The 17,010-nt window shown below is 55.5% G+C and carries 18 protein-coding genes; 10 read left to right on the top strand and 8 right to left on the bottom strand.

The window, feature by feature from the left end; translation table 11 throughout:
- Positions 1-405: 405 nt before the first annotated feature.
- Positions 406-1,200: a uracil-DNA glycosylase gene (locus CPY64_RS00090; protein ID WP_226791435.1), complete on the top strand. Its 795-nt coding sequence runs from the start codon at positions 406-408 to the stop codon at positions 1,198-1,200.
- Between the two features lie 30 nt (positions 1,201-1,230).
- On the top strand, positions 1,231-1,584 hold the full coding sequence (locus CPY64_RS00085) for a hypothetical protein (RefSeq protein WP_042484540.1): 354 nt from the start codon (positions 1,231-1,233) through the stop codon (positions 1,582-1,584).
- A 200-nt stretch (positions 1,585-1,784) separates the two neighbouring features.
- Here the strand turns inward: CPY64_RS00085 and lipA are convergent, their stop codons facing one another.
- Entirely contained in the window at positions 1,785-2,789 is a 1,005-nt protein-coding gene (lipA, locus tag CPY64_RS00080; RefSeq protein WP_021447088.1) for a lipoyl synthase, read from the bottom strand.
- Between the two features lie 199 nt (positions 2,790-2,988).
- Here lipA and CPY64_RS00075 point away from each other — a divergent pair, with 199 nt between their 5' ends.
- A complete protein-coding gene (locus CPY64_RS00075; protein ID WP_042484544.1) occupies positions 2,989-3,780 on the top strand; it encodes an enoyl-CoA hydratase in 792 nt (263 codons plus the stop codon).
- Positions 3,781-3,852: 72 nt separating this feature from the next.
- On the opposite strand, the gene lipB is transcribed toward CPY64_RS00075, so the two are convergent.
- The 5 genes from lipB to CPY64_RS00050 all read right to left on the bottom strand — a co-directional run bounded on the left by lipB (position 3,853) and on the right by CPY64_RS00050 (position 7,705).
- Positions 3,853-4,515 (bottom strand): lipoyl(octanoyl) transferase LipB, encoded by a 663-nt coding sequence (gene lipB, locus CPY64_RS00070; protein WP_042484547.1) that lies wholly within the window; start codon positions 4,513-4,515, stop codon positions 3,853-3,855.
- 18 nt (positions 4,516-4,533) lie between these two features.
- Positions 4,534-4,806, bottom strand: coding sequence for a DUF493 family protein (locus tag CPY64_RS00065; RefSeq protein WP_009460108.1), 273 nt, complete (start codon positions 4,804-4,806; stop codon positions 4,534-4,536).
- A complete protein-coding gene (locus CPY64_RS00060; RefSeq protein ID WP_009460109.1) occupies positions 4,803-5,675 on the bottom strand; it encodes a D-amino acid aminotransferase in 873 nt (290 codons plus the stop codon). Before CPY64_RS00060 ends, CPY64_RS00065 begins: the two co-directional genes overlap by 4 nt.
- A 24-nt stretch (positions 5,676-5,699) precedes the next feature.
- The gene (locus CPY64_RS00055; protein ID WP_042484552.1) at positions 5,700-6,929 is read right to left on the bottom strand and encodes a D-alanyl-D-alanine carboxypeptidase family protein; all 1,230 of its coding nucleotides are present in this window, start codon (positions 6,927-6,929) and stop codon (positions 5,700-5,702) included.
- 125 nt (positions 6,930-7,054) lie between these two features.
- Positions 7,055-7,705 carry an alpha/beta hydrolase gene (locus tag CPY64_RS00050; protein ID WP_042484555.1) on the bottom strand — a complete coding sequence of 217 codons (651 nt, stop codon included), beginning with the start codon at positions 7,703-7,705 and terminating at the stop codon, positions 7,055-7,057.
- Between the two features lie 57 nt (positions 7,706-7,762).
- Between CPY64_RS00050 and CPY64_RS00045 the strand changes: the two genes are divergently transcribed.
- The 4 genes from CPY64_RS00045 (at position 7,763) to CPY64_RS00030 (ending at position 11,137) form a co-directional block, all read left to right on the top strand.
- A complete protein-coding gene (locus CPY64_RS00045; RefSeq protein ID WP_042484559.1) occupies positions 7,763-8,632 on the top strand; it encodes a biotin--[acetyl-CoA-carboxylase] ligase in 870 nt (289 codons plus the stop codon).
- A gap of 38 nt (positions 8,633-8,670) precedes the next feature.
- A complete protein-coding gene (locus CPY64_RS00040; protein WP_042484563.1) occupies positions 8,671-9,507 on the top strand; it encodes a type III pantothenate kinase in 837 nt (278 codons plus the stop codon).
- Positions 9,508-9,842: 335 nt separating this feature from the next.
- Positions 9,843-10,673 (top strand): UTP--glucose-1-phosphate uridylyltransferase GalU, encoded by an 831-nt coding sequence (gene galU, locus CPY64_RS00035; RefSeq protein WP_035268525.1) that lies wholly within the window; start codon positions 9,843-9,845, stop codon positions 10,671-10,673.
- Between the two features lie 254 nt (positions 10,674-10,927).
- The gene (locus tag CPY64_RS00030; RefSeq protein WP_026483779.1) at positions 10,928-11,137 is read left to right on the top strand and encodes a cold-shock protein; all 210 of its coding nucleotides are present in this window, start codon (positions 10,928-10,930) and stop codon (positions 11,135-11,137) included.
- Positions 11,138-11,293: 156 nt separating this feature from the next.
- Here CPY64_RS00030 and CPY64_RS00025 read toward each other — a convergent pair whose 3' ends face one another.
- Both CPY64_RS00025 and waaC read right to left on the bottom strand, forming a co-directional pair.
- Positions 11,294-12,619 carry a 3-deoxy-D-manno-octulosonic acid transferase gene (locus tag CPY64_RS00025; protein WP_042484569.1) on the bottom strand — a complete coding sequence of 442 codons (1,326 nt, stop codon included), beginning with the start codon at positions 12,617-12,619 and terminating at the stop codon, positions 11,294-11,296.
- Between the two features lie 184 nt (positions 12,620-12,803).
- Positions 12,804-13,805 (bottom strand): lipopolysaccharide heptosyltransferase I, encoded by a 1,002-nt coding sequence (gene waaC, locus CPY64_RS00020; protein WP_042485215.1) that lies wholly within the window; start codon positions 13,803-13,805, stop codon positions 12,804-12,806.
- A gap of 124 nt (positions 13,806-13,929) precedes the next feature.
- On the opposite strand from waaC, the gene CPY64_RS00015 reads away from it, so the two are divergent.
- The 3 genes from CPY64_RS00015 (at position 13,930) to CPY64_RS00005 (ending at position 16,891) form a co-directional block, all read left to right on the top strand.
- Positions 13,930-14,829 carry a LysR family transcriptional regulator gene (locus CPY64_RS00015; RefSeq protein ID WP_026483782.1) on the top strand — a complete coding sequence of 300 codons (900 nt, stop codon included), beginning with the start codon at positions 13,930-13,932 and terminating at the stop codon, positions 14,827-14,829.
- Positions 14,830-14,929: 100 nt separating this feature from the next.
- On the top strand, positions 14,930-15,733 hold the full coding sequence (locus CPY64_RS00010; protein ID WP_086069844.1) for a putative hydro-lyase: 804 nt from the start codon (positions 14,930-14,932) through the stop codon (positions 15,731-15,733).
- 111 nt (positions 15,734-15,844) lie between these two features.
- The gene (locus tag CPY64_RS00005) at positions 15,845-16,891 is read left to right on the top strand and encodes a TRAP transporter substrate-binding protein (protein ID WP_042484573.1); all 1,047 of its coding nucleotides are present in this window, start codon (positions 15,845-15,847) and stop codon (positions 16,889-16,891) included.
- The last annotated feature ends 119 nt before the right edge of the window (positions 16,892-17,010 follow it).

Below are 17,010 nucleotides of genomic sequence, written 5' to 3'. Positions count from 1 at the left end.
CTGAGGAGTCACAGCGTAGAACAGGGGGATTCTGGGCTTTTTCTCTCCGGCTCTGCGTCGATTCTCTTGTTTCGCACTGCATTCCCCTGCTCAAAAGTGTTTTCGCAGACAGACAGACAGACAGACAGACAGACAGACAGACAGACAGAAAAGATAAGAATGCGGTTGAAATCCTGGGGAAGGCTACACAAAGACCCGGCTATCACCATAGGCCGCTAATCTAGAACCTGGTCTACAACACTCTATATATAGACCGCCGGTCATCCCTCTATATATAGAGGCATAACAATCGCCCTACTTTTGATCGACAACCCCCTCTCTATATAGAGAGACCCCATCCAAGCAGATAGGTAAGCCACATCTCCCCTATTACAATAGGCGGACAAATAACTCTGTATGCAGACTATGGCCCGCTCATCTTCTCAAGCCCCTGCGGCACAGCTCAGCCTGATTGGCGAAGAAATACTCTCCGGCAATCTCCTGACCGAGAACATCCTGACGCAAGCTGCCCGCCTTCCCAGCGACTGGCGTGCCACATTGGATCGCCCGGAACTGCAAGACATACTGGCAACTCTAGCCAAGTGGTTGGACAAGGAGTGCCAGGATGGTGCCTCTATTTACCCGGCCACCCCTTTCCGCGCACTGGAACTGCTGCCATTGCAGAAAGTCAGCGTAGTGATTCTGGGCCAGGACCCTTATCACGGTCCCAATCAAGCACAGGGCCTGTCATTTTCTGTGCCTGACACCTGCCCGGCCCCGCCCAGTCTGCGCAACATCTTTAAAGAGCTGGAACTGGAATATCCCGACACAGCGTTACCCAGCAGTCATGATCTGAGCAACTGGGGCCGACAAGGTGTCTTGCTGTTGAATACATCACTAACTGTAGAAGATGGTTTGCCTGCCTCTCACGCCAAGAAAGGTTGGGAACAGATTACTGACTCCCTGCTGATGAACCTGGCTCAGCAAACTACACGCCCTATTGTTTATATGTTGTGGGGTGCGCACGCTCAGGCCAAAGAGGCTTTGATTCGGCAGCACTCCCAGCAGCCCCATCTGATTTTGAAGGCCAATCACCCATCCCCCCTGGCTGCACGCCGCCCCCCTGTGCCCTTTATTGGTTGCGGCCATTTCCAGCAAGCCAATGAGTGGCTCAAAGAGCAAGGCGCCGCCCCCATACAATGGTTTGCCACCGGCGCCTGACCATCCGTTCCCCTTACCTGACCCAGAACCATGCCTTTAAGCCCTGCCAATCCAGAATTAAGCTCTCAAGAGCAACATGCTCTTTGGTCGAACGAACTGCTCGAACAGTATGCCTGGCAGTTCCAGGGGGAAACGCCATTTGCCGTCCCTTCGAGCAGCCTGCCCTTGCTGGATGAGTTATTCAAGTTTGTGAACGAGACCATCAAGGACTCTTTTGACCGCTCTTTATTCTGCTGGACTGATCTCAAGCAAGACAGCAAAGGCCTGACAGCCTGGTATTTGGGCGTCGAAGATTACGACGAAGTTCTGGAGCCTTATATAGAGAGTCTTTCTGCCAAGGCCCTGGCCCAGAGTGATACGGTGGGAAGCCCGCCATCCAAGTAAACAACCAAACTGCCATTGATAGCATGATCAAAGAGCCGTTAAAGGCTCTTTGGTCTTCTACCCGCCCTGGAACCTGAAGTCAAAACAGACAGGCGTGAATCGACAGTGCTTGAAATCCTGGCAGGCATAAAAAACCCGGCGCCAAGGCCGGGTTCTTCAAATATAAAAGCCAAGTCTTACAAAGACCCGTACTCTTATTGTTAAGGTTGCACCCCTGCAGCGTGTGCCTGCTGGTCTGCGTGATAGGACGAGCGCACCATAGCACCAACGGCGGCATGGGTAAAGCCCATTGCATAGGCTTCACGCTCAAACATCAAGAACTCGTCAGGCGTCACGTAACGCATTACGGGCAAGTGATGCCCGGACGGTTGCAGATACTGGCCAATGGTCAACATATCAATATCGTGAGCACGCATATCGCGCATCACTTCCAGAATCTCTTCGTTGGTCTCACCCAAGCCAACCATCAAACCGGATTTGGTTGGAATGTTTGGATGCAGCTTCTTGAACTCTTGCAGCAGTTTCAAGGAGTGGTGGTAGTCCGAACCCGGACGCGCCTGCTTGTACAAGCGAGGCACCGTTTCCAGGTTGTGGTTCATCACATCAGGAGGGCAGGCATTCAGGATGCCCAACGCACGGTCCAGACGTGCACGGAAGTCCGGCACCAGCACTTCAATGGTCGTAGTGGGCGAATGCTCACGCACCTGACGAATACATTCCACAAAGTGGGCAGCGCCACCATCACGCAGGTCGTCACGGTCTACGGAGGTAATCACCACGTAGGACAACTTCATGGCACCAATGGCCTTGGCCAGGTTGGCGGGCTCGTTCTCGTCCAGCGGATCGGGACGCCCGTGGCCCACGTCACAGAATGGGCAACGGCGTGTGCACTTGTCGCCCATGATCATGAAGGTTGCCGTGCCCTTACCAAAGCATTCCCCAATATTGGGACAGGAGGCTTCTTCACACACCGAGAACAGCTTGTGCTCGCGCAGTGTTTCCTTGATCTCGTAGAAACGGGAGTTCGGCGCGGCCGCCTTCACCCGAATCCAATCAGGTTTTTTCAAACGCTCTGCCTGCACGACCTTAATGGGAATGCGCGAGGTCTTGGCCTCGGCCTTCTGCTTTTGCGTTGCGTCGTATTCGACAACGCGAGGGCGCACAGTAGGTTTGGAATCGACGGACGTATCTGTAGGGGTGGTCATAGGCGTCTAAATAGAAAAACAGCGTGCGGGCAGCATCACTAAACGATGGGCGCAGTGGTCAATTGTAGCCCCTTCGCTTTACAAGCGCCTAGAACAAGGGCGATAGTTTGTACCAGACCCCTCTAATATAGAGGTCGACCTAACGATGCCGCAACACCCGAAAATAAAACCTGCACATACTATAAGTACGGAGACTTGCATGTCACAAGAGCACCCCGCCGATCCCGTCCTGCTGGAACAGCATCAGGGACTGGCCCGCATCACCTTGAACCGGCCCGCCAAGTACAACGCCCTGTCTGAAGAAGTGTTGGACTCTTTACAACACATTCTGGACAAGCTGGCCCAGGACCCCAGCTTGCAGTGCGTCATTATCCAGGCGGAAGGCAAGGCCTTTTGTGCCGGACACGATCTGAAACAGATGCGCTCCAAGCCCGAACACGACTACTACCGGGATCTGTTCAGCCGCTGCAGCCGCGTCATGCAAGGTGTGCTGGCCTTGCCCGTGCCGGTGATTGCTCGTGTGCAAGGTTTGGCCACTGCAGCGGGCTGTCAACTGGTTGCTACCTGCGATATGGCTGTCGCCACCGAGTCCACTCGCTTTGCGGTTTCCGGCATTAACGTTGGCCTGTTCTGCTCCACCCCCGCTGTTGCCCTGTCTCGCTGCGTGCCGCCCAAGGCCGCCATGGAAATGTTGATGACGGGCGAATTTATCAGCGCCCAACGTGCTCAAGAGCTGGGGTTAATCAATTACGCCGTAGCCGAAGACCAGCTGGATCAAACCGTACAGAAACTGGCCGACAGCATCATGGCCAAGAGTCCGGTTGCCGTCCGTGCAGGCAAGGCCATGTTCTACCGCCAGCGCAGCCTGGCTATTGAACAAGCCTACGACTACGCCGGCCAGGTCATGGCTGACAATATGATGAGCAACGATGCCTGCGAAGGTATAGACGCCTTTATCGAAAAACGCGCGCCGCAATGGAGCGGAAGCTGAGGCCGCCCTTGACAAATAAATAACAATATAAAGATGAGCGCCGCCCCATGCGGCGCTTTATCGCTGCGCTATTTAAGCTGCCGCTGCCTGTAGGCGCAGAGCTATAGCTTGAGATAGATAATTAGACAAATACTGTGCAACCTCGTCCATGGGGACCACGACGCCTTGCGAACGCACATCCGTCGTTTGCAGCCCTTCATAGCCACAGGGATTGATACCGCTAAATGGGCTTAGATCCATACCTATATTCAAGGCCAGACCATGGTAAGAGCGGCCATTGCGAATCTTGATCCCCAATGCGGAAATCTTGGCCAACTCCTGGCTTGCCACCCCTTGCGGTACATAGACACCCGGTGCCCCTGGCTTGCAGCAAGCCCCTTCGACACCAAAATGCGTCAGACAGGCAATAACAGCCTCTTCCAAAAGGCGTACGTATTCTTTGACGTACAGGCCTACCCGGCGCAGATCAAACAGGCAGTACACCATTAACTGCCCAGGGCCGTGATAGGTAATCTGCCCGCCCCGGTCGGTTTGCACCACGGGGATGCCACCGGGGTTCAGCAGATGTTCCGGCTTGCCAGCCTGTCCTTGCGTGTAGACAGGCGTGTGCTCGACAAGCCAGATTTCATCAGCAGTCTCTGGCCCGCGCTGCTCGGTAAAGTCGCGCATTGCCTGCCAGATGGGTTCATAGGCGCTAGGCCGCTCAAACCACTTGATACGAACTGAGTCGGACATGAACGCCTGATCCCTGCTTTACATCACCACACGCACCAGATGATGCGCATGCAGAGCACGATAAAGATTATCCAACTGCTCACGCGAGACGGCGCGCACCGTGAAAGTCAGGCCCGTGTAGTTGCCTGCCTTGCTGGGACGCACCTCAATGGTGGCAGCGTCAAAACCTGGATCGTGTTCCAGCACGATGGCCAGCAATTCGTCTTGCAGGGTTTCGTGAGTCTGGCCCATGACTTTGATAGGAAAGTCGCTGGGGTATTCGATCAACGATTCTTCGGGGGAAATGGTCATGCTTGCTCCGCAGCCTTGATGGCCTTGTCATAGCCTTCACGTAATTTGGCAAAGACAGGGCCGGGTCGTCCGTCACCGACGGGCTGACCGTTAAATACAACGATGGGCAGCACCTCTTTGGTAGCTGACGTCATCATGATCTCGTCGGCAGTGTCGACCTCTTCACGAGAGATCTGACGCGCCTGAAAAGCGATGCCCGCCTGGGCGGCAAGCTCTTCCATCAAACTGTAGCGAATCCCTTCCAGGATCAAATTGTTGCGCATGGGTGCCAGCAAAGTGCCGTCGCGCACAATCCAGATGTTGCAGGAGGCCCCTTCGGTCAGAAAACCGTCTCTGAACTGAATGACCTCATCCACGCCGGCTTCAACCGCCTGCTGCTTGGCCAACACATTGCCCAGCAGAGAAACGGATTTTATATCGCAACGCAGCCAGCGTTCATCTTCAATAGCCACTGCCTTCAAACCGGTTTCGCGTTCTTGCTGCACACGCTTGAAGGGCGAGACCATGATGAAGATGCTGGGCGGCACATTGCTGGGGAAGGCATGGTCGCGCTTGGCAACACCGCGTGTCACCTGAATGTAGACCATGCAGTCGGCGCCCCGGCCCGAACGGGCCAGCATATCCAGCACCAGCTTTTCCCACTCACGTCGAGTGAAAGGATTGGTGATGCCCACCTTGGCCAGACTGCGCTCCAAGCGCCCCAGGTGTCCATCTATACGGAAAGGTTTCCCGTGATAAGCAGGCACGACATCATAAATGCCGTCGCCAAAGATGAAGCCACGATCCAGTACCGAGATCTTCGCTTCGCCCAAGCGCACGAAATCGCCGTTCAAATAAACAATGCTGTCGGGGTCAATGCCTGCAATCATAGGTTTCAGCCTCGCACCAAGGAATTACTCAAACATCAAGCGCACTTTGTCAGCCATACGACCGAAAAAGCCTGCCTCGGGCACATCTTGCAGCACCAGCAAAGGCTGTTCTGCCAATACTTTGCCATCCAAGGACAAAGTCAGTGTACCGACCTTGTCACCCTTGCTCAACGGAGCCAGCAAGGGCTGGGTATAGTTGGCGACAGGCTTGATTTCCGAAGACTTGCCGCGCGGAACCGTCAGCCACAAGGCTCCTTCTGTACCCAGGCCTACATTCTCGACCTCACCTTCCCAAACACGGGCGGTAACAGCAGGATTGCTGGCGTCGTACAACTTCACGGTTTCGAAGTTCTGGAAGCTCCAGTTCAGAAGCTTCAGGCTGTTTTCTGTACGAGCGGCGTCATTTGCCGTGCCCACCACAACCGACACTACGCGACGGCCATCGCGCAAGGCGGTCGACACCAGGCAATAACCGGCCGATTGGGTGTGGCCGGTTTTCAGACCATCAACCGTGTTATCCAGCCACAGCAGGCGGTTACGGTTGGGCTGCTTGATATTGTTATAGGTGTACTCTTTCTGGCTGTAGTAGTGCAGGTACTGAGGAAAGCGGGCAACCAGCGCAGCGGACAACACGCCCAGATCACGCACCGAAGTCAGATGCTCGGGATCGGGCAAGCCGGTGGAGTTCTTGAAATGCGTAGCCGTCAAACCCAGCTTGGCGGCCTCTTCGTTCATCAAGGCAGCAAAAGCATCTTCACTACCGGCAACGGCTTCGGCCAGAGCAACAGAGGCGTCATTACCCGATTGCACGATCACGCCTTGCAGCAGATCATTCACCGCCACTTGAGAGTTGACCTTCACAAACATGCGCGAACCTTCGGTGCGCCATGCCTTATCCGAAATCACAACGGTCTGATCCAGCTTCAGGCGACCGGATTCCAGAGCATCAAAGACCAGATAGGCCGTCATCAGCTTGGTCAGGGAGGCAGGCTCGACCTGTTCGTTCAGCCCTTCTGCCGCGATGATCTGGCCACTATTAACGTCCATGGACAACCAGGCACGGGCCGTCAGGCTAGGTGCGGGTACAACGGACAAATCACCTGGCAAGGCAGGCGTCTGAGCGCCAAGCACTTGAGCCGATTCTGTCGGGGCAGGAGTTTGAGTTTGTGCCTGAGCCACCATAGGCAGCGCCAGGGCAAGAGCCACCACACAACGAGAGAGGACTGGAGATGCAAATTTTTGAATAGAAGTCATGGAAAAAATCGATTGCTTTGACAGTGGCGGAAAGAACCCATTATGGCAGAGCCATCTGGGCCTGTGAGGGGCAAGGCCCCTGAGTCTGAACAGGAAAACGCAACGATTTGAAAGCAAAACCCGGCTTAGGTTCCAAGCCCGGCCAAATGACGGCTAACCAGCTCGCGCAGCTGGATCAGCTTGCCATGAAAAAAGTGGCCAGCCTCGGGCAGCACGACCATGGGCAACTGATGCTCACGCGCAAAGTCCATGCCTTCCGACAGGGGAACAACATCGTCGGTTTCACCGTGTACTAATAAAGTGTCGACAGGAGGGCTTACATCCCGGAAGCGAAAGCGGTTGACCGCGGTGCCGGTCAGGATGAACGCACCGGGCAAAGGCGCCTGCGCTTCTTGCAGGCTGGCATACACTTGGGCAGCGACCGCGGTGCCAAATGAAAAACCGGCCAACATGGATGGGCCGGAACTCCACTGCGGGAAATGCGATGGGAATTGCTCAATAAGGGCCAGCATATCGGCGGTTTCGCCACGGCTGCTGTCGAACTCCCCAGCAGACTTTCCGACACCCCGGAAATCGGGGCGTACTGCCAGCAAACCATGTTGTGTGGCGCTGCGCGACAAGGTGGTCACGACTTTGTTATTACGTGCTCCACCATGCAAAGGATGAGGATGCAGCAGCAAGGCCCAACCCTTGGGCTCGCCTGCTGGCCAGTCCAGAGCACAGTCAATAACACCGGCCTGGCCGGAAAATTGGATTGTATCTACGCGTTCAGACATGCTCAGATCAAATATCACATAAGATTACGTTTAACTCATCCAGTGTACCGGATTGTCATGAATACCTCTTCTGCATTCACCCTACCCAGCCCTCGCGACATGATGGCAGAGCTGCGTACGCGCTTGCCCCATTTTCCCCAGATACGCTGGGTGGATTCGACCGAATCGACCAACGCGGATTTGCTCGCCCTGGCCCGCCAGGAATCCGGGCCGCGTGTGCGTCCCTGGCTGTTGGGCGCTCATCTGCAAAGCCGTGGCCGTGGACGTGCTGGCCGCACCTGGGAAAACAGCGTTGGTGCAAACCTGATGTTTTCCTGTGCCTTCGATATTTTTCTGCCGGCACGACAACTGCCTACGCTCTCGCCGCTGTCCGGTCTGGCAACAACAGAAGCGCTGCGCCAGTTTCTGGAACCCGCCGTACGTAATCGTCTGGCCATGAAATGGCCGAACGACGTGCTGTGGGATCAGGCCAAGCTATCGGGCATTCTGGTTGAAGCAACACGCGCCAGCGCTGCACCCAGTTCCAGTGACCATCATGTCGTGATTATTGGCATAGGCCTGAATCTGCGCGATGCGACAACCATCAGCCAAAATACACAACGCGCCATTGCGGACTGGAGCAGCATTGCGGAACACTCCCAGCAAGCAAGCCTGGCACGATGTTCGGACATTGTGGCCAAGGTTGCCCAAAGTCTGTACCTAAGCCTGAACCATGTTACGGCCCAGGGCTTCGCGGATCTGCCCACACGCTACGCGCAAGTTGATGCACTGATAGGCCAGCAAGTCCATATCATCGACAACGGCCAGGTCCTGCACACCGGCATTGTGACGGGCATCAATACCTCGGGGCAATTATTGTTGCGCCACCCCGATGGTTCCGAACGAGCGGTCACGGTGGGCGAAGTTTCCGTTCGCGCCCAACGCTGATCGCTATACTGCACTCTTTTCAGCTCTGACGACCCGGCATGACCCTGCTTATCGACTCTGGCAATACCCGCATCAAATTAGGGTGGTGTCATCCTTTAACCGGCGCGCGCGAAAGCCAGCCGGTTAGCGTGCATGCGGACCAATTGGATCAATTGGCAGTTTGGCTGGAAGCAGGCCAGGCCCCCTTGCAAGAATTCGCCAATCAAAAAGGTGTGCAAGCGCTAGGGGTGAATGTGGCAGGTCCCCAGGTGCAAAAACAAATTGATGCCGCTGTCAGCCGTCTGGGTTTGGGTCCGGTACGCTGGTTGCAGGCACAAGAGCAAGTTTTTGGGCTGCACAACGATTATGAGCAGGCCAGCCAACTGGGCGCCGACCGCTGGGCTTCCCTATTAGGGCTGAGCGATCTGCTGGCCCAGGAATACCCGGCCGAACAAGGGGCCTTGCTGATCAGCTTTGGTACTGCCACAACGATTGATTTGCTGGGGCCTGCGCAAAACGAGGTACGTCACTTTTTGGGCGGTTCCATCTTGCCCGGCCCCAGCTTGATGCTGGCTTCGCTCAAGCAAAATACGGCGCAGCTTCCCGAGGCACATGGACAAACAGCGGCGTTCCCGCGCAATACTCAAGCGGCTATCAGTACAGGGGTGGCCGCGGCGCAGGCTGGGGCGGTATTGCGGCAATGGGAAAAAGGCCGTCAACATCTTGGACATGGCCCATTAGTGTTTCTGGCCGGCGGTGGCCGCGCTCTGGCGCAGCAAGAACTGTTAGAACAATTAAGTCACCATTGCCGCCTGCTCAATATAGAGGTACCCCAGCTGCAGGAACTGGAAACGCCTGCTTTGCGTGGCTTGGCGCTGTTTGCCGCCCATTTGTAAGCCCGAATGGGTTTCACAACGGGCTTTCAGCGTCAGACAAGTGGGGAGACCCTTAGATACGATTGGCATTAAAACGGATGAACTTAAACTCCCCTACCCGTACAATCTTGGGTTGAACTGTATTTTTCAGGGCATCTGCGATGCGACTGCTTTTCATACTGATCCTGGTGGCAAACGTCGCCCTTCTAGCTTTTGGACAAGGCTTTTTCGGCACACCTCCCAGTGAACAAGGGCGTGAGCCTCGGCAGTTTTCGCAGCGAAACCAGGATGCCATTCAACTTGGAACTCCGGCTCATCCCGCGCCAGCTTCACCTTGATCCTCGATTGACGACACTATGAAACCTATACGCAAAGCTGTTTTCCCCGTCGCCGGTCTAGGCACACGTTTTCTGCCGGCCACCAAGGCCATGCCCAAGGAAATGTTGCCAATCGTCGACAAACCACTAATTCAGTACGCTGTCGAAGAAGCGGTTGCCGCCGGAGTCACAGAGTTGATCTTTATTACAGGCCGCAACAAACGGGCCATTGAAGATCACTTTGACAGCATCCCGGAACTGGAGCACGAGCTGGAAGGCAAGAACAAGCTGGAATTGCTGGACGCCGTTCAGAACATCATCCCCAGCCATGTGAGCTGTATTTACACCCGCCAGCCACGCGCGCTGGGTCTGGGCCATGCCGTGCTGTGCGCTGCCCCCATCGTGGGCAATGAGCCCTTCCTGGTCCTGCTGGCGGACGACCTGATCGACGCCACCACGCCGGTATCCCGGCAACTGGTCGAGGCAGCTCATCAATACAACGGCAGTATTGTGGCGACACAAAATGTAAATAGAAATGAAACAAATAAATATGGAATTGTTTCGGGTAATTTAGTCGATTCCAAAGCCACCCGGCTAAATGGAATTGTTGAAAAGCCAGCACCCGAAGTAGCTCCCTCTACACAAGCCGTTGTAGGGCGTTATGTATTGGAGGCAGAAATATTTGACCACCTGCGACGCACTCAAGCGGGGGTAGGTGGAGAGATTCAATTAACGGATGGAATTGCCAGTCTTTTGGAAAGTCGTGCGGTATATGCATATGAATATGAAGGCACGCGTTACGACTGTGGTAGCAAGTCCGGTTTCTTTCATGCTACGCTTGAATTTGGTCGTAAATACCACGGACTTTAACGAGGGGCGCAGAGGGGTCCGTTGCGATAACAAGCTTGGTTGTAATTGTTGATCAAACACTGCCTGAAAACCACGCAAAGGGTCGATTTAGCTTGACTTACAGGTTAAATACCCCCTACGATTGGCGGTGCAGGATTTCAAGTTCGTCGAAGTTTGTTCAATACGGTATTGTTTCTAATACTCATTGCCCTGATTTTTACATCTTGACAATCTTTTTTGAGCAGATTGCTCGTCATTTTTAGGGAATGCAGGAAATGCAAACAGAAACCGGTATCGTGAAATGGTTCAATAACGAAAAAGGCTACGGCTTTATCTCCCCCGACAACGGTGGCAAAGATCTTTTCGTTCACCATTCCGACATCTTGGGCACGGGCTTTAAATCCTTGGAAGAAAACCAGCGCGTTTCGTACGTGTCGGCTGAAGGCCAAAAGGGTCCACAAGCTAAGAGCATCCAAAAACTGTAAATCGATTTCGATCAGTTTTTAGATCTCAAAAAAGCCCGCTTAATGCGGGCTTTTTTTATTCAACTTGATTCAAATCAAGGCAAGCTGTCCTCAATTCACCACAAATTCAAAAACACGTAAAAATAAATACTTATTAGCTAATAAACAGCTCGGTATTTAATCGCGAATTTGTGCCAATCCAGAAAGTACGCGCTGCACTGCGCCTTCATGCATCTGAACCCAATGCAGACCCGCGTCAGCCATCTTGTGATGGCGTGCTGGATCATCCACCAGCTCCAATGCCTGTTGCAGCGCCACGGCTGGCGTAGCGGCACGTATCGCGGCACCTGCCTGCATGGCATCTTGCATGGCTTGGGCAAAATTATGAGTATGCGGGCCCACAATCACAGGGACACCAACTGCACAGGCTTCGATGAAATTCTGGCCGCCCAGGGGCTGGAAGCTGCCCGCAACAATGGCCACGCGCGCCAGGCCGTAGTACCAGTGCATTTCGCCAATGGTATCTCCCAGAAGCACATCGACCTCTCGACAGGCTTGAATCGCACTCGTGCTGGTATCGCCCTGCTTTAACAGTTCGCTACGTCGCACTGAACGTAAACCTAGCTGATTCAAATAATCTGCCGCTTCCTCAAAACGCTCGGGGTGACGCGGAATAACGACAAACAAGACCGGACTGTGCAGCTCGCTGCCGTGTTCACGTTCGCGGCGCAAATAGTGGGCAATCGCATCCATGAAATCGGCATGTTCGGTCTCGCGGGTACTGGCAATCACCACCACACGTCGTCCCAGATCACTGGCAAAACCACGACCACGGGCAATCTTGTCCTGCGGCAAGACCACATCAAACTTCAAGTTCCCAGATACGCGCACGCCTTGTGCTCCTGCCAGCTCCAGACGCTGCGCATCGGCCAGGCTTTGAGCGTAAATCAGCTTGAAGGAGCGGTATGCCTCGCGCATGACCGAACCCGCCTTCAAGCTGGTGCGCAACGCACTTTCCGAGAACCGGGCACTGGCCAACATCATGGGCACACCTTGTCGGCGTGCGGCAGCCAGCAGATTGGGCCACACTTCGCGTTCAATCAACACCCCGGCACATGGACGGTAATGCGCAAAAAAACGTCGTACAGAGCCGGGAAAGTCGTAAGGCAGCCATTGCTGCAGCAACTGTCCGCTTGCGATCTCGGCGGCAAATGCACTTGCCCCCTCTGCTCGGCCCGTAACGGTCATATGCGTCAGCAGGACCGTTTCGCCCTGGTCCAGCAAGGCACGGATCAAAGGCTGGGCCGCACGTGTCTCACCCAAGCTGACTGCGTGCACCCATACCGGCGCTTTGCTGGGTACCGGCAGGGCACCATAAAAACCAAAGCGCGGGCCCGATAACACCTGCCACTCGCCACCCGCTCGGCGGGCACGCAAGCCCATCCAGGCCATCAAGGCTGGAGCCAGAATACGAATGGAGGCGGTATAGAAAAATCGGTTCACCCGCTTAGCCTCGGTGCGAAACCAGCAGCGGCCAAGCCAGGCTTGGCACTACCAGGAGGAAATATAGGAAACGATGCCAGGCAGCAAAAAGCCTGTATTCAAGCGGGGCCGCAGGCCCCTTGGCATCGCGTATTGTAAGCACAAAGCCGACTGACAAAAAAACGAATTGGCACCCAGGCTCAAACTAGTTCTTTTGCGAGTCCAGCAAGCCGGCCTCTGGCGCCGTCGTCCGTCCCAATGCCTGATCGATGGCACAGAGCACCGTCTCTGCCGAAGGAGGGTGCCCGCGCTCGCCCAGGCTGGCGGTATAGGCGGAGCCTTCCAAGGGAGTACGTACGGGGGTCGAGGCTTTATAGATACCAATGGTGGGCCGCCCCAGGCCGGCCGACAAATGCGTCAACCCGCTATCGAGCCCAACCATCACCTGCGCGCCGGCCAATTGCAGGGCAATAGGCGTCAAATCCATTCGTGGCAGCACTTGCGCCTGGCTACGCCCGGCAATCAGGGCCTCGGCACGCTCGGACTCGGCAGGGCTGCCAGCCAACAGCCGCAGCGCCATGCCCTCAGCTTGCAGGCGGTCAAAGACCTGCTGCCAGTTCTCCGGCTCCCAGAGCTTATCGTCGCGGCTGGCCGAAGGCATGATGATGGCGTAAGGATCCTCATCCTTGGGGGCTTGCGCGGCCAAACCCTGCAAACCAAAATCAGGAGCGCCTTCAAACTGATAACCAAAGGCAGAAGCGGCCAAGCTGCGCTGGCGGAAAACAGCAGGCTGCCAGAAACCGACGCGATGACGCACATCGTAAAACAGCGAGGCCAGCGGTTCACGCGCGGACTTCCAGTCCAGTCCATGACGACGGCCTTTAGTCTGCCGCACCAGCCAGATGGATTTCATCAGCGCCTGCATGTCCAACACCACATCGTATTGGCGCGATTGCAGTTGCTCGCGCAAGGCGGCGCGCTCCTGGCGTGTCTGGGCAGACCACCATTGCTTGCGCCAGCGTCGATGCGCCACCGGAATCACTTCATTTACTGCCGGGTGCCAGCCTGGAATCTGAGCAAAGCTCTCTTCTACGAGCCAATCAATTTGTGCACCGGGCACATGGCGTGCAATGTCCGAGATTGCTGGCAGCATATGTACCAGATCTCCCAAAGAGGACGTACGCACAATCAGTATCTTGCAAGTCATGGGCGAATTATAGTGGTGGGCGCGTTCAATCAAACAAAGATACGGAAAAATATCCGTCAGCTCTACTTCTGACCGCCAATAGCGATCAGGCATAATAAGACTGCCTATTTTCTGGACCGGAAACATGATTGATCTCAAACAGATCGAAGCCTTTGTGTGGGTTGCCGAGCTTGGCGGTTTCCGGGCGGCTGCCGAAAAACTCAACACGACCCAACCGTCTATTTCTCAGCGCATCGCCGGACTGGAATCCAGTCTGGAACTGCGCCTGTTTGATCGGGGCGCCCGGGGCATCAAACTGACTGACAAAGGCCAGGAACTACTGTCACACGCACAGCGCATGCTGGACTTGCGCACCGAGATGCTGCGCGCGGCCAAAGAGCAAAACGCCATTCGCGGCCTGCTGCGCCTGGGGGTTGCTGAAACCATTGTGCAAACCTGGTTGCATGAACTGATCGACAAGCTGCATCAGGAATACCCCTCCCTGGTCATTGAAATCCACGTGGACACAACGAGCGTACTGCGCCAGCAACTGGCCAGTTTCCAGATTGACATGGCCATGATTGTGGGCGTGGGCCAAGACCCCAAAGAGCAGTGCATTCGACTTTGTGCTTATCAGTTAGGCTGGGTCGCCAGCCCCGAATTGAAGCTGCACGGCCGAAAAGTCAGTGTTTCAGAGCTAGGGGTTTACCCTGTAATTACCTATCCCTCGGGTAGTGTTCCTTACCTGGCCACACGCGAAGCGCTGCTGCGTGCCGGCGTCAAATCTCCCCGTATTTTTGGCAGTGCATCCCTGAGCACAATCGTGCAAATGACGCGCCACGCAATGGGTCCAAGCGTACTTGCACCGGACGTCATAAAAGACGAGCTTTCCGAGGGAAAACTGCGTCTTTTGAAGGTTGATCAGCCACTGCCAGCGATCGAATTTTTTGCCTGTTGGATGGACTCGCCGGACAGTCATATTGCCCGCGTCGTCGCCGATCATGCGCAAGCGATCGCCCAACAATACGTGCAGTCCGATAAGTAATCTTTATGGCCTTGGATTCAAACATACGATTGGACACACATTATCCGATCGGTTGCAATCCGATGCTGTGATCAACCCCCTTTTGTGCGAGTGGTCATTCATGAACCTGCAAACCCTGCCTGTGCTGGCGCCCGAGGCCGAAAAATGCCGCGAGCTGATCCGTCAAGAAACCCATACTGGTCCTACTGCAGGACTAGCGGCAGGCTACGTGCAGGCCAACCTGATGATCCTCCCCAAAGACTGGGCCGATGAGTTCTTGCTGTTTTGCCAGCGCAACCCCAAACCCTGCCCTTTATTGGCAGTGACCGAACCGGGTCAATTCCAGGTTCCAACCTTGGGGGGCTCGATTGATCTGCGCACGGACTTCCCTCGTTACCGTGTCTGGCAGAACGGCGAGCTCAACGCCGAGCCGCTGAACATCGAAGATGTCTGGCGCGATGATCTGGTGTCCTTTCTGATTGGCTGCTCCTTCTCCTTTGAAGAAGCGCTGCTGGCCGACGGAATTGATGTGCGCCATATCAGCGCGGGTGTGAATGTGCCCATGTATCGCAGCTCGATCCAGACCCAGGGTACACAGCGCCTGTCTGGCCCCCTGGTGGTGTCGATGCGCCCCATGCGTGCGGCCGATGCCATCCGTGCCATTCAGATCACCTCGCGCTTTCCGTCCGTGCACGGTGCCCCGGTCCATATCGGCGACCCGTCCCTGATTGGAATCAGCGACCTGCAACAACCCGACTATGGCGATGCAGTGCCAGTCGGCCCCGACGAATTACCCGTTTTCTGGGCTTGCGGCGTCACCCCTCAAGCCGTTGCTGCCCAGGCCAAGCCGCAGTTTTGTATCACACATGCCCCTGGCCATATGTTGATTACCGATCTGCCCAACACACGGCTGGCCGCGCTGTAAGCAAGATTTGACCGGCACCCCCGGTCGCCCCTTTGGTTTCAATATGCAGCCCCTGCAAACAGGGAGCGCACTCTATCAACCATACAGCTGGACCGCTATTAGGAGCACCTTATGAAAAAAATCGTACTGACCTCCCTGGCTTTAGGCTCGCTGGCCCTGGGCTCTGCCGCCATGGCCCAGGAACTGCCCAAGACTTCCCTGAAAGTTGTCGGTGGCTTGAGCAACCTGACCGCCTACCAGAACACCGAGCAGCCCTTCTGGGCCAAGAAAGTGCCTGAGCTGTCCGGTGGCCAGATCACCGCTGATATCAAGGGCTTTAACGACATGGGCCTGAAAGGTCCTGAAATCATGCGCTTGATCGGTCAGGGCGTGATTCCCTTTGGTACGGCTACCCTGGCTTACTTCGCCAGCGACAACTCCATTAACGAAGCCATCGACCTGGCTGGCCTGGCTCCCGATATCGAAATGGCCAAGAAGCTGACCGACGCCTTCACCCCTGCTTACGAACAGTTCTACGCCAAAAACAACGTCAAGGTACTGGGCTTTTCCACCTACCCGGCCCAGGTTCTGTTTTGCAACGGCAACTTCAACGGCCTGAGCGATCTGAAAGGCAAGAAAGTGCGTACCAGCAGCCGTACACAGGCTGAATTCGTTCAGGCTCTGGGCGGCAACAGCGTAACCATCCCATTCGGTGAAGTGGTTCCTGCCCTGCAAAACGGTGTGGTCGATTGCGCCATTACCGGCTCCATGTCCGGCTACTCGGCCAAGTGGTACGAAGTCAGCTCCAAGCTGTACGAAATGCCCATCAACTGGAACCAGCAGATTCACGCAGCCAACCTGGGCACCTGGAACAAGCTGGACCCCAAAGTTCAGGAATTCCTGGCCAGCAACATCAAGGCCATGACCGAAGAGATCTGGGCGGCCGCTGCCAAGGAAACGCAAGAAGGCTATGACTGCAACACTGGCGCCGACACTTGCACGCAGCCTCTGAAAGGCAAGATGACTCTGGTCAAGCCTACAGACGCTGACCGCGAACTGCTGAAGAAAGTCATGAGCGAAACCGTGGTGCCCAAGTGGGCCGATCGCAGCTCCGCTGACACTGTGGCGGCATTTAACGCCAGCCTGAGCCCGATCCTGGGCTTTGAAGCCAAGAAGTAATCTGACTTGATGTCACTGCCAACTGACGCTACCCCTCGCGTCAGTTGGTGGCCCAGCACCTGGGCCCACCCTGTCTCCAGGGCCTACTCGTCCATTTATAAGCCCCCTGAACCCTATAC

This window comes from Alcaligenes faecalis, from assembly GCF_002443155.1.
GTDB lineage: Bacteria > Pseudomonadota > Gammaproteobacteria > Burkholderiales > Burkholderiaceae_B > Alcaligenes > Alcaligenes faecalis.
The sequence above is the reverse complement of the archived record's forward strand: the minus strand, read 5'-3'. Positions and strand labels throughout refer to the sequence as shown.

Excerpts from the sequence above, each read along its gene's own strand:
- CPY64_RS00065 (WP_009460108.1), bottom strand. The coding sequence starts at position 4,806 with ATGACCATTTCCCCCGAAGAATCGTTGATCGAATACCCCAGCGACTTT.
- CPY64_RS00060 (WP_009460109.1), bottom strand. The coding sequence starts at position 5,675 with ATGATTGCAGGCATTGACCCCGACAGCATTGTTTATTTGAACGGCGAT.
- CPY64_RS00085 (WP_042484540.1), top strand. The coding sequence starts at position 1,231 with ATGCCTTTAAGCCCTGCCAATCCAGAATTAAGCTCTCAAGAGCAACAT.
- CPY64_RS00090 (WP_226791435.1), top strand. The coding sequence starts at position 406 with ATGGCCCGCTCATCTTCTCAAGCCCCTGCGGCACAGCTCAGCCTGATT.
- CPY64_RS00010 (WP_086069844.1), top strand. The coding sequence starts at position 14,930 with ATGAACCTGCAAACCCTGCCTGTGCTGGCGCCCGAGGCCGAAAAATGC.
- CPY64_RS00050 (WP_042484555.1), bottom strand. The coding sequence starts at position 7,705 with ATGTCTGAACGCGTAGATACAATCCAATTTTCCGGCCAGGCCGGTGTT.
- CPY64_RS00030 (WP_026483779.1), top strand. The coding sequence starts at position 10,928 with ATGCAAACAGAAACCGGTATCGTGAAATGGTTCAATAACGAAAAAGGC.
- CPY64_RS00045 (WP_042484559.1), top strand. The coding sequence starts at position 7,763 with ATGAATACCTCTTCTGCATTCACCCTACCCAGCCCTCGCGACATGATG.
- CPY64_RS00005 (WP_042484573.1), top strand. The coding sequence starts at position 15,845 with ATGAAAAAAATCGTACTGACCTCCCTGGCTTTAGGCTCGCTGGCCCTG.
- CPY64_RS00075 (WP_042484544.1), top strand. The coding sequence starts at position 2,989 with ATGTCACAAGAGCACCCCGCCGATCCCGTCCTGCTGGAACAGCATCAG.
- galU (WP_035268525.1), top strand. The coding sequence starts at position 9,843 with ATGAAACCTATACGCAAAGCTGTTTTCCCCGTCGCCGGTCTAGGCACA.
- lipB (WP_042484547.1), bottom strand. The coding sequence starts at position 4,515 with ATGTCCGACTCAGTTCGTATCAAGTGGTTTGAGCGGCCTAGCGCCTAT.
- CPY64_RS00040 (WP_042484563.1), top strand. The coding sequence starts at position 8,671 with ATGACCCTGCTTATCGACTCTGGCAATACCCGCATCAAATTAGGGTGG.
- waaC (WP_042485215.1), bottom strand. The coding sequence starts at position 13,805 with ATGACTTGCAAGATACTGATTGTGCGTACGTCCTCTTTGGGAGATCTG.
- lipA (WP_021447088.1), bottom strand. The coding sequence starts at position 2,789 with ATGACCACCCCTACAGATACGTCCGTCGATTCCAAACCTACTGTGCGC.
- CPY64_RS00055 (WP_042484552.1), bottom strand. The coding sequence starts at position 6,929 with ATGACTTCTATTCAAAAATTTGCATCTCCAGTCCTCTCTCGTTGTGTG.
- CPY64_RS00015 (WP_026483782.1), top strand. The coding sequence starts at position 13,930 with ATGATTGATCTCAAACAGATCGAAGCCTTTGTGTGGGTTGCCGAGCTT.